Origin of the sequence: Helicobacter pylori (genome assembly GCF_014496965.1) — a bacterium.
GTDB lineage: Bacteria > Campylobacterota > Campylobacteria > Campylobacterales > Helicobacteraceae > Helicobacter > Helicobacter pylori_CZ.
In genome coordinates this window covers 1-12,052 of sequence record NZ_JACTCR010000013.1, presented here as the reverse complement: position 1 = coordinate 12,052, position 12,052 = coordinate 1, and the positions used below count along the sequence as shown (strand labels likewise).

Here is a 12,052-nt window from a genome sequence, read left to right as displayed (position 1 = left end):
TATATTCGCTCAATAAGATTATTTGAGTGTTTTTCTGTCAAAAACTTGAATGGTTTTACTCTTTTACACAATGAAATTGTTCTATTTATTATCCATTTGCTTATTAATAATTGATTGTTGATTTTAGTTTAGAATAAAAAATACGAGTGGGGATTTAAAGGAGTTATAAAATGATTTTAGTAGGATTAGAAGCGGAGTTAGGAGCGTCAAAAAGAGGCACCGATAAAGGGGTTAGGCGTTTGAGAGAGGCTTTAAGCGAAACGCATGGCGATTTAATTAAAGGCATGCAAACAATCACTCAAGAGCGGTGCGTGCTTTATAAGGAGTTTAGATACGCTAAGAATTTTGAAGATTACTACCTTTTTTGTAAAGAAAATCTGATCCCTTGCATGCAAGAAGTGTTTGAGAAAAAAGAATTCCCTTTGATTTTAAGCTCAGAGCATGCGAACATGTTTGGGATTTTCCAAGCCTTTAGGAGCGTTCATAAAGACAAAAAAATAGGGATTTTGTATTTAGACGCGCATGCGGATATTCATACGGCTTATGACAGCGATACAAAGCACATTCACGGCATGCCTTTAGGCATGGTTTTAAATCGTGTCCGTAGCGGGGTTAATCGCATGAGCGAGAGCGAAGAAAAGGCATGGCAAAAGCTTTGCTCTTTGGGGTTAGAAAAGGGAGGGTTAGAAATTGATCCTAAATGTTTGGTGTATTTTGGGGTAAGAAGCACAGAACAGAGCGAAAGAGATGTGATTAAGGAATTAGAAATCCCTTTATTTAGCGTGGGTGCGATAAGAGAAAACATGCAAGGAGTGGTTCAAAAAACCAAAGAATCATTAAAAGCGGTGGATATTATTTACCTTAGCTTGGATTTAGACATTATGGATGGCAAGCTTTTCACTTCTACCGGCGTGCGTGAAAATAACGGGCTGAGTTTTGATGAATTAAAGCAATTACTGGGCTTGCTTTTAGAAAATTTTAAAGACCGATTAGGGGCTGTTGAGGTAACCGAATACAACCCCACGGTGAGTGCCAAACACAATAACGAAGAAGAAGAGCAGGTTTTAGAAATCTTGGATCTCATCATCAATAGCTGTAAATTTAAAGATAAGAAGCAATCTTTAGCAAGGAGTTACTGATCGCTTTTCAAACCAAAGATAAAAGGTTGAAAAAGTTGAAAAATGAAACCAACAGCAAGAGGCACCAAGAAAGAATGAGAGTAAAACGCTTTTGACAAAGGATTTTAAGACTAAAAATGGTAATACACACAAACATAAAAAAGTAATAATCTAGGGCGTTAGCGCTTTTGAGATCACTTAAAGCTTAGGCCTAGATTATCAGCTTATGTTTTGTTCTATAAGAGGCAGTGTTTAGATGGAAAGTTAAACCGCTTTGAGCGTCAAAGAATGTCTTGTGCGTTTTGAGAACGCATGCAAGCTATCTGTGTGTCAAAAATGGGTATTTTCTACTAAAACCAAGCGAAATCAAAAAAAAAAAAAAGATTTTCATGGAATTAATAAAATTTTAAGAATTTTTATGATAAAATTCCGTGCATTATTAAGTTTTTTTTGTTTTTATTACTTAATAGGCGTTCGTTTTTGGTGTGATTACTTGAAAAATTTAAATCATTTTTTAATCTCTCAAAACATAAGGAGTTGACGTTGCATAAAAAAGTTCTGTTGGCTTTAACTGCCAGCTTGATTTGCCAAGAGTCTTTGTCCGCCAAGGAAAAAGACTACACTTTGGGCAAGGTTTCTACTGCCGGCAAAAAGGATAGATCCGATTATTCTGGGCAGGTCAATTTGGGTTATAGCGGGATTACCGCGCCTAAGAGTTGGCAAGATGAAGAAGTGAAAAAATACACAGGAAGCCGCACGGTGATCTCTAATAAAGCGCTCACCCAACAAGCTAACCAAAGCATTGAAGAAGCTTTACAGAATGTCCCCGGTCTGCAAATTAGGAATGCGACAGGCGTAGGGGCTATGCCCACTATCCAAATCCGTGGCTTTGGAGCTGGAGGTTCAGGGCATAGCGATGCGACGCTCATGTTAGTTAATGGTATTCCTGTTTATATGGCCCCCTACGCTCACATTGAGCTAGACATTTTCCCTGTTACCTTTCAAGCCATTGATCGCATTGACGTGATTAAAGGTGGAGGCAGCGTGCAATATGGGCCTAACACTTATGGGGGTATTGTCAATATCATCACTAAACCTATCCCTACTCAATGGGAAAACCAAGCGGCTGAAAGGATCACTTATTGGGCTAAGGCTAGAAACGCCGGGTTTGCCGCTCCCCCTGATAAAACCGGCGATCCTTCTTTTATCAAGTCTTTAGGCAACAACCTCCTCTATAACACTTACGTGAGGAGTGGAGGGATGATCAATAAGCATGTGGGTATCCAAGCGCAAGCTAACTGGGTTAGAGGACAAGGCTTTAGGGACAATAGCCCCTCTAATATTTCAAACTATTGGCTAGATGGGATCTATGACATCAATGAAAGCAATGGGATTAAAGCCTATTACCAATACTACGATTTTGCTATCGCTCAACCGGGATCACTCAGCGAGCAAGATTACAAAATAAACCGCTTCGCTAATTTGCGCCCCTTAAACCAAAAAGGCGGACGCTCACAACGCTTTGGGGCTGTGTATGAAAACCGCTTCGGGGATTTAGACAGAGTGGGCGGGACTTTTAGCTTCACCTACTATGGGCAGTTGATGACTAGGGACTTTCAGGTGAGTTCTAGCTACAATAGCGCTAACATGGTTACTTGTTTTAGCGAAGCGGCATGCAGGGCGGCAGGACTTCCGGCAGGGTATAACTTGGCTGTGCCTTATTATGCCACTAACTACAATGGTTGGGCAGAAGTAGAAAACCCTGTGCGTTCCATTAACAACGCTTTTGAGCCTAAAGTGAATTTGATCGTCAATACCGGGAAAGTCAAGCAAACCTTTATCATGGGCTTGCGTTTCATGACCACCACTTTTTTACAGCGCCAATACTTAAACACCAATGAATGCGCCACCAAAACGAGCGGTGAGGGGGCAGGCTTCTTGTGTGAGGGCGCTAACGTGATGAGCGGTTGGAAACCCCACATCAAGCATGGCGTTTATAGAAACTGGAATAACTGGCGCAACAATTACACAGCAGTTTATTTGAGCGATCGCATTGAAGCTTGGGATGGGCGCTTTTTCATCGTGCCTGGTTTGCGCTACGCTTTTGTGCAATACAACAACGAAAATGCGGCTAACTGGGTGCAAATCCCTGAGAAGGATTTAAGAAAAATCAAGCACATGAACAATTGGATGCCCTCAACCAACATTGGCTTTATCCCTGTGCAAGGCGATCACAATGTGCTTACCTACTTCAACTACCAACGCTCTTTTGTTCCGCCTCAATTAGATGTTTTGAGCTATGGAGGAGCGGAGTATTTTACCCAACACTTTGACACTGTGGAAGCAGGAGCGCGCTACACCTATAAGGATAAGTTTAGCTTCAATGCGGACTATTTTAGGATTTGGGCGCGCGATTTTGCCACCGGGCAGTATTCAGTCTATACAAGCGGCCCTATGAAAGGTAATGTGCGCCCCATTAATGGCTATTCTCAAGGCGTGGAGCTAGAATTGTATTACAGGCCTATTAGAGGGTTGCAATTCCATGCCGCTTTCAACTACATTGACACTCGTGTAACCAGCCATGGCCCTTTAACAGACTTGAACGGGGATGTGCTAAAAGGGACTAGCTATAACAAGCATTTCCCTTTTGTAAGCCCTTTCCAGTTCATTTTTGACGCTCGTTACAATTGGCGTAAAACCACCATTGGTATTTCTAGCTATTTTTATAGCCGCGCTTATAGCGGGATTAGCAACAACGCAGCAGGAGGCTATTATGGGATGCAATATTATAGTGGGGGGAACAACTATGAAAGCGTTCTCAATAGCGGTTATCAATGCGAAGCTTGGTGTATGACCCAACATGAAGGGCTATTGCCTTGGTATTGGGTGTGGAATATCCAAGTGAGCCAAATTTTCTGGGAAAACGGAAGACACAGAGTTACAGGAAGTTTGCAAATCAATAATATCTTCAACATGAAGTATTATTTTACAGGGATTGGCTCTAGCCCTGCAGGCTTGCAACCTGCACCTGGAAGGTCAGTTACAGCGTATTTGAACTACACTTTCTAAAGGCTTTAAAAAGGAGGGGGATTATTACTCTATAATGAGCCGCTCAAATGAGCCGCTTAGCGGTTTCACTGATTTCACTAATATTGTGGAGCATTCATTTAAGAGCGCTCCAAATAAGTTTCTTTGAGGCTGGCCTTAGCCCTTTGCCAATCAGGCAAATACAAACTCAGCAAATCCCTAAAATATTCGTTATGGTGGCGCGCTTTGAAATGCAATAATTCATGCACAACCACATATTCAATGCCCTTTCTAGGCGCTTTAGCCAATTCCAAATTAAAAAGTAAGGTGCGTTTAGCAATATTACAACTCCCCCATATCCGTTTCATTTTCTGGATTTTAAAGCTTTGTATGCTTTCGTTTAAAATCTTTTCGTATTGGTTGATGTAGGTTTGTATTTTTTCTCTTAAAACTTGTCTGTAGTAGTTTTCTAACACTTTTAAGCGGTTTTCTAAGCTTGTTTTTTGATGGACATGCAAGATTAAATATTTAGGGCTTTGGAGGACGAAGTGTTTTTTTATAGTGTGTTCAATCTTTAACAAATAGCGTTTCCCAAAAAGATAATGGCTTTCTCTCTCTAGCATTTCCCTTTGGCTCTGTCTGTTTTGGTTTAAAAAATTTTGTTGCTGTTCTTTTATCCAAGGGAGCCTTTTAATCAAAGAAAGCCTAAGGCTCTCATCGTTTAGAGCTAGGGGGCAAGACACATGCACAGAGCCATCAGGCGGGCAAACGCTAACGTGTAAATGCTTAATATCCTTTTTTTCTATAGCGATGTTGGTATTATTTAAAGTCAAACAATAAGCGTTCATTAATGATACTCCTTTATGTGTTTGGCTAAATTAAAGACGTTTTCTAACAAAACCTCATCGTTTATGATTTTTCTTAAAGCGATTTTAAGGTTTTTTTCTTTTTGATTATGCCCCACCCAATCGCCTTTTTTATTACCCCTAATGCATGCGTCTGTTTCTAGGGCTAAGGCTTCATTTCCATCTAAATTATCATAGAGGGTTTTTAAAGCGTTAGTGTTGATCTTTTTAGGGTAATTTCTATCTTCTTTATCAATAACTTTTTTGGCTAAGTCGTGGATTTGTTGCAAGTATTCTAAATAGGTTAATTTCTTTTCTCTAAACTGGAGAATCAAATCGTTTAAAAGCGAAGATAATTTTTCGTAATACTTAGGATCGCTCGCTTCTTTTTCTATAATGCGTTTTCTGGTGTTGTTAGCGATGCTTTCTGCCATAGAGCTTTCATTTTTAAACGCTTGAGACAGCGCCTTATTAAAATCATCAATATCCATTTGGGCTAAAACTTCGCACAGCCCTTGATCTTCTATTTGGAATAACACCTCGCTATCCGTGGTTTTAATGTAAGCATCTAAGATCCGGCGCATGTCTTCATTGTAGCTTTTTAAATCCACGCTATCCCCACTACTCAAGCCAACCACCTTTTGTAAATGCCTGTAAAATTCCGCTTCTTGTTTGATTGGTTGCATCTCTTCTTTAGAATGAATGGGCTTTTCTAAGTTATTCAATTCCACAAACATTCTTAAAAACGCGCCAACAAGCTGGTAAAACAACCGCCTTTTTTGAGCGTTTTTTTCTAAATTATCCCCACAAAAATAAGCGATATAATCCTCTTCATCTTTTGGCTCTTTCACGCTTTCACAAAGCGATCTCAATTGCCCTCTAGTTTCTTCTAATTTTTTCTTAATCTTTTGGGATTTGTCAGAGATCAGCCCTTGAATGTCTCCTCTTTCATAGTTTTCAAACGCTTTATTGGTGTAATCGCTGTGCGCTTCTTGTAGGCTATCAAACAAATCCTTATAGTCTATGATACAGCCAAAATCCTTATCTTCACTATCCAATCTATTCACCCTGCACACCGCTTGAAAAAGCTTATGATCTTGCATTGTCTTATCAATATATAAATAAGTGAGGCTTGGCGCATCAAAACCGGTCAATAGCTTATCCACCACGATCAACAGCTTCATTCTATTAGGCTCATTAATAAAACGCTCTTTAACTTTTTCTTCAAACTCTTTGATTTGATTAAGGGCTTTTTTCTCATCTTTTTCATCAAAAAAGTTTTGCAGCATTGTGCAATAAGTGCGGTATTTGTAACTCTCTTCGCTCTCATCGCTCCCGCAATCTTTCAAATCAGCGATATTGGGTTCATAGCTTGTGATCACAGCCACCTTATCCTTTAATTCTGTTTCTAAAAAGAGTTCAAAATACCGGCATGCGTTATACACGCTTTCAGCCACCAGCATGGCATTCCCCTTTCCATTCCTTAATCTTGGGAGTTTTGCCATATCCAATACAATATCTTGCACAATGCGAGCTAATCTGTCTTTAGTGGAAAAAACCTTTTGCAAATTAACCCATTTCTTTTTAAGCTCTGTTTTAGCCTCATCACTCAAGCCTTGGGTTTTCAATTCAAAATATTCGTCTAGCTTTACAGGGTCGCTGACATACTGATTCACGCTTCTGGCTTCATAATTTAAATCCAGCACCACCCTATCGCTAACGGCTTCATTAAATTTATAGCAATGGATGTAATTCCCAAACACTTCCTGGCTTGTCTTTTTCTCTTGTTTCAATAAAGGCGTGCCGCTAAAGGCGATAAAAATCGCATTAGGGAGCAGGCTTTTCATGGCTTTATGCAATTTAGCGCTTTGGGTTCTGTGGCATTCATCCACTAAAACAACCCATTCCTTTAAAACATGTTGTTTTTTTAAATCTTCTAAGTCGTTGTCATCAAACTTATGCACAAGCGAGCCAACCAAAAATTCCTTATTTTCAAACAGCGTGCTCAATAAATCCTTCTTGCTGTCTGTGCGATAAAGATCCTCGCCTATCCCACTAAACACGCCTTGAATTTGAGCGTCTAATTCCCTCCTGTCCGTAACGATTAAAATCCTTGCTTGTTGGATATTCCTTCTTAGCCATTGAGTGAGCCACACCATAGTAAGGCTCTTACCGCTGCCTTGCGTGTGCCAGATAATCCCCCCTTCTTTTCTTTGGATAAATTCTTGCGTTTTTTTAATTGCAAAATACTGGTGGAACCGGGCGCATTTCTTTTGCCCCTTATCAAAAATCAAAAAATAATGGATAAAATCTAAAAACCTTTTTTTATCCAAAAAGCATTCAATCGTTTCAAACAAATTTTTTTGAACGCCCTCTTCTTTCCAAGAAAGGTAGTATTTTTCTTCAGTTTCTATGACGCCATATTTTAGCCCTTGACTTTCATTGCCCGCCATAACCAATTGGATCGTTTTAAAAAAATCTCTAATAAACTCTTTCTTCTGGTTGTCTAAATTTTGCCGGATACCGCTTTCCACGCTCACGCTGGATTTTTTCAATTCCAGCACCCCTAAAGCGATCCCATTAACGTAAAGCACGATGTCCGGCCGCTTCATGTTTGGCCCTTTAACGCTCACTTCTTCAGCCACGCTAAATTCATTTTGAGAAACGTCTTTCCAATCAATGAGATAAGTCGTTTGAGTGTTTTCATTCTGGCTTATTTTAGTTTTCACGCCATAAATCAAAAGATCGTAAAATGTTTGATTCGCTTCGTATAAATCGTTTTTTAAAGCGTCATGGATTTTCTGCTCAATTTTACGCCACCTTTCAGGCTCAATTTTTTGATTTTTAATTAGCCATGCTTTCAAGCTTTCTTTATTGATGTTTTCATTATCGCTCTTTGTTAAATCCCCTAAATACGCATAGCCCATGCTTTTAAAAGTTTCTATGACTTGTTTTTGAACTTCTCTTTCTGTTTTCATTATAAACCCCTTAAGAACGCTTTTTACCGCTTTATATTATAATCCTAAAAACAAAATAGGGCGGTTAAAAATGGCGATCAAAAAAAGCGAATTGTATAGCTCTTTATGGGCTGGGGCGGATAGTTTAAGGGGCGGAATGGATGCGAGCGAGTATAAAAACTATGTTTTGAACTTGCTTTTTTTAAAATACATCAGCGATAAAGCCAGAAATGACGCTAAAAACAATACTTATAGCGAAATAGAAGTGCCAAAAGGGTGTTTTTATGAAGACATTCTCGCTTTAGAGGGCGATAAGGAAATAGGCGACAAGCTCAATAAAATCATCGCCAAGATCGCAGAGCAAAACGACTTAAAAGGCGTGATTGACAGCGTGGATTTTAACGATAACACCAAGCTTGGAGAGGGTAAAGCGATGATAGACACCCTTTCTAATTTGGTTAAAATCTTTGCCGATTTGAGTTTGGGCGCGCATGGGGCTTTAGACGATGATTTATTGGGCGATGCCTACGAATATTTAATGCGCCACTTTGCCAGCGAATCCGGTAAATCCAAAGGGCAGTTTTACACCCCTAGCGAAGTTTCGCTTTTATTGTCCCTTTTGCTTGGCATTGATGCAAACACCAGACAGGATAAAAGCATCTATGATCCCACTTGCGGGAGCGGTTCGTTATTGTTAAAAGCTTCTAGCCTGGCGGGCAAAAACGGCTTAACTATCTATGGTCAAGAAAAAGACATTTCCACAACAGCCCTTTGTAAAATGAATATGATTTTACACAATAGCGCTGATGCTGATATTGCTAAAGGGGGTTCTAGCACCCTTTCTAACCCCTTTTTTATTAAAAACGGCATGCTGCAAACCTTTGATTATGTCGTGGCTAACCCTCCCTTTAGCTTGAAAAACTGGACTGATGGGCTAAGCATAGACCCTAAAAGCAAGCAAGTCATTAACGATAGTTTCAATCGTTTTGAAGACGGCACGCCCCCTGAAAAAAATGGCGATTTCGCTTTTTTGCTCCATATCATTAAATCTTTAAAAGACACAGGCAAAGGGGCAGTGATTTTACCCCATGGGGTGCTATTTAGGGGGAATGCTGAGGGTGCAATCAGAAAAAATCTTTTAACAAAAGGCTATATTAAAGGCGTGATAGGCCTAGCCCCTAATCTTTTTTATGGCACTTCCATTCCTGCATGCGTGATTGTTTTAGACAAAGAAAACGCACGCGCCAGAAAGGGCGTTTTTTTGATAGATGCGAGCAAGGATTTTAAAAAAGACGGCAATAAAAACCGCTTAAGAGAGCAAGATGTCCAAAAAATGATAGACACTTTTAACGCTTTAAAAGAAATCCCTTATTATTCCAAAATGGTAAGCCTAGAAGAAATTAGCGCTAACGACTATAACTTGAATATCGCACGCTACATTGCCGCCAAACAAGAATCAGAAAAAGACTTGTTCGCTTTAATCAACAGCCACAAGGCTAGTTATTTGCCCAAAAACGAAATAAAAGCCTACGCCCCTTATTTTCAAGTGTTTAAAGAGCTTAAAAACACGCTTTTTAAAAAAAGCGATAAAGAGGGTTATTACGCTTTAAAAACAGAATGCGAAAACATTAAAGATCTAATCACCCAAAGCTCAGAATTCCAAGCTTTCCACGCTTCTGTTTTGAGCGCTTTTGACCGATTGGAACTATCCACAACTTTTAATGATTTAGAGCCAGGTTTTAACCCAAAAACCCTCATAGAAAGCGTTTGTCAAAAGGTTTTAAAAGAATTTGAAAAAGTGGGAATTTTAGACAAATACGGCGTGTATCAGCTCTTCAAAGATTACTACAACGAAGTCTTGCAAGACGATTGGTTCCTCATCTCATTCAATGGCTTTAGAAGCGCTAAAGAATTAAGGAAATTAACCCCCCTAAAAGACAAAAACAAAAAGGCCAATTATTTAGAAGAGCCGGATTTTATCGTTCAAAAAACCTACTACAAAAGCGATCTAATCCCTAAAAACTTGATCAAACAACGCTTTTTTGAAAAAGAGCTTAACGAATTAGAAGCATTAGAAAACGCCCTCAACAAAAAAGAGGCTCTTTTAGATGAATTTATAGAAGAGCATTCTAACGAAGAAGGGCTTTTTGATGGATTGAAAATCAATGAAAGCGTTTTGAAAAAAGAGCTAAAAAACGCCACCGATTTAGAAGATAAAGAAATCCTAAAAACCGCTTTAGAATGGCTAGAAGCGAAAAACAAGGCGCTAAAAATGAAAAATAAAGCTTATGAGGAGCTGGAATTAAAAGCATTCCACCAGTATAAAAACCTTAAAATCAATGAAATCAAGGATCTCATCATCAAAGACAAATGGCTCAACAGCTTGAAAAACGCCCTAGAAAACAAGATCCAAAAACGCATCAACGCTTTTGCTAGCGCCCTTAATGGAATCATTTCAAGCTATTCTAACAGCTTGTTAGAACTAGACAAAGAAGTCAAAGAGAGCGAATCAAAAGTTTTAGAGCATTTGAAAGATTTGGGGTTAATGGGGTGATGAAACGCATGGACGCATTAACAACGCCCTCAAATTGGCAAAAAGTAAGGCTTGGGGATATTGCCGAGATTAAAAGGGGAGCATCGCCTAGACCTATTGAAAATCCTAAATGGTTTTGCGCTAATTCTAATGTAGGGTGGGTAAGAATTTCAGACATTTCAAAAAATAGCCGTTTTCTATACAAAACAGCCCAAAAACTTTCTAAAAAAGGCATTGAAAAAAGCAGGTTTGTTAAACAAAATAGTTTGATTATGAGCATGTGCGCGACAATTGGTAAGCCTATTATCACTAAAATTGATACTTGTATTCATGATGGTTTTGTAGTTTTTGAAAATCCAAAAATAGATTTGAATTACTTATATTATTTTTTATGTTATATAGAAAAAGAATGGCTAGAAAGTGGGCAACAAGGCTCACAAGTAAATTTAAATGTAGATTTAATTAAAAATAAAGAAGTTTTCTGCCCCAAAGATTTAAACGAACAAATCGCTATCGCTAACATTTTAAGCGATGTGGATCGTTATCTTTGTGCATTAGACGCTCTCATTCTTAAAAAAGAGGGCGTTAAAAAAGCTTTAAGCTTTGAACTATTGAGCCAAAGAAAACGCTTGAAAGGCTTCAATCAAGCCTGGCAAAAAGTAAGGCTTGGGGATATATGTGAATTTGGCAACGGAGGGGCTTATGAAACCTTAATAGTAGAAAACGGAAATTTTAAACTAATAAGTTTAAATAGTATTGATATTGATGGCAATTTAAAAAATACAATGAAACGAGTTAATTTTTATGATAATTCATTAAAACAAGATGATATAGTCATGGTTTTAAGCGATGTTGCTCATGGAGATTTTTTAGGGCTTTGTGCAGTTATTCCTAGTAATGATTATGTATTAAACCAACGCATGGGAAGACTTAGAAAAAAGAATGATTGTATCAACATTTTATTTTTAAGATTGTATATCAATGCAAATCAAAAATACTTCAAAATGCAAGGTCAAGGCAGTTCGCAATTGAATTTATCTAAAAAAGCCATTGAAGATTTTGAAATCCTTTTACCCCCTCTAAACGAACAAGCCGCTATCGCTAACGTTTTAAGCGGTTTGGATAGTGAAATTGCCAATCTTAAAAACAAAAAACGCCAGTTTGAAAACATCAAAAAAGCCTTAAACCACGATTTAATGAGTGCTAAAATCAGGGTTTTAAACAAATAAAACGCCCCAAAAGTCAAGGGCAAACCCGCTTTTTAAAGGAAACCCCTAAGCTTTTAAACTCAGGGGAACTTTGGCTAATACATTACTTTTCTATGGAAAAGATCACTTTAAACCCCTTAAAAGAGATTTTAATGTATAATACTAACCAAGAGTTTTTATCATGTCTTCTTCGCATGATAAACCCTTCTTAAGTTGGAATTTGCCCCATAATGCAACTATGGGGCGTGATGAAATCCTACAACAAACCCCCTTAAAACTTTTAATTTTACAAACGCTAAAACAAGATTAAAAAATTGAATGAAAAGATAAAGAAATAATAAACGCCCCAAAAGTCAAGGGCAAA

General features: G+C 38.5%; 6 protein-coding genes. 4 read left to right on the top strand and 2 right to left on the bottom strand.

All coding sequences use genetic code 11. The features are described from left to right. The first annotated feature begins 170 nt into the window (after positions 1-170). Both rocF and H7O61_RS05435 read left to right on the top strand, forming a co-directional pair. A complete protein-coding gene (gene rocF, locus H7O61_RS05440; RefSeq protein ID WP_187875379.1) occupies positions 171-1,139 on the top strand; it encodes an arginase in 969 nt (322 codons plus the stop codon). A 522-nt stretch (positions 1,140-1,661) separates the two neighbouring features. Continuing rightward, positions 1,662-4,187: a TonB-dependent receptor family protein gene (locus tag H7O61_RS05435; RefSeq protein WP_187875378.1), complete on the top strand. Its 2,526-nt coding sequence runs from the start codon at positions 1,662-1,664 to the stop codon at positions 4,185-4,187. Between the two features lie 98 nt (positions 4,188-4,285). On the opposite strand, the gene H7O61_RS05430 is transcribed toward H7O61_RS05435, so the two are convergent. Both H7O61_RS05430 and H7O61_RS05425 read right to left on the bottom strand, forming a co-directional pair. Beyond that, complete coding sequence (locus H7O61_RS05430; protein WP_000995262.1) at positions 4,286-4,993, bottom strand: YgjP family zinc-dependent metalloprotease; 708 nt, start codon at positions 4,991-4,993, stop codon at positions 4,286-4,288. After that, positions 4,993-7,971 (bottom strand): type I restriction endonuclease subunit R, encoded by a 2,979-nt coding sequence (locus tag H7O61_RS05425; protein ID WP_331459577.1) that lies wholly within the window; start codon positions 7,969-7,971, stop codon positions 4,993-4,995. Before H7O61_RS05425 ends, H7O61_RS05430 begins: the two co-directional genes overlap by 1 nt. 67 nt (positions 7,972-8,038) lie before the next feature. On the opposite strand from H7O61_RS05425, the gene H7O61_RS05420 reads away from it, so the two are divergent. Both H7O61_RS05420 and H7O61_RS05415 read left to right on the top strand, forming a co-directional pair. After that, positions 8,039-10,501: a type I restriction-modification system subunit M gene (locus H7O61_RS05420; protein ID WP_187875376.1), complete on the top strand. Its 2,463-nt coding sequence runs from the start codon at positions 8,039-8,041 to the stop codon at positions 10,499-10,501. A gap of 8 nt (positions 10,502-10,509) precedes the next feature. Next, complete coding sequence (locus H7O61_RS05415; protein ID WP_187875375.1) at positions 10,510-11,709, top strand: restriction endonuclease subunit S; 1,200 nt, start codon at positions 10,510-10,512, stop codon at positions 11,707-11,709. Positions 11,710-12,052 lie beyond the last annotated feature (343 nt).

Bases quoted from the DNA above. Each gene is read 5' to 3' on its own strand.
- rocF (WP_187875379.1), top strand. From the start codon at position 171: ATGATTTTAGTAGGATTAGAAGCGGAGTTAGGAGCGTCAAAAAGAGGC.
- H7O61_RS05430 (WP_000995262.1), bottom strand. From the start codon at position 4,993: ATGAACGCTTATTGTTTGACTTTAAATAATACCAACATCGCTATAGAA.
- H7O61_RS05420 (WP_187875376.1), top strand. From the start codon at position 8,039: ATGGCGATCAAAAAAAGCGAATTGTATAGCTCTTTATGGGCTGGGGCG.
- H7O61_RS05415 (WP_187875375.1), top strand. From the start codon at position 10,510: ATGGACGCATTAACAACGCCCTCAAATTGGCAAAAAGTAAGGCTTGGG.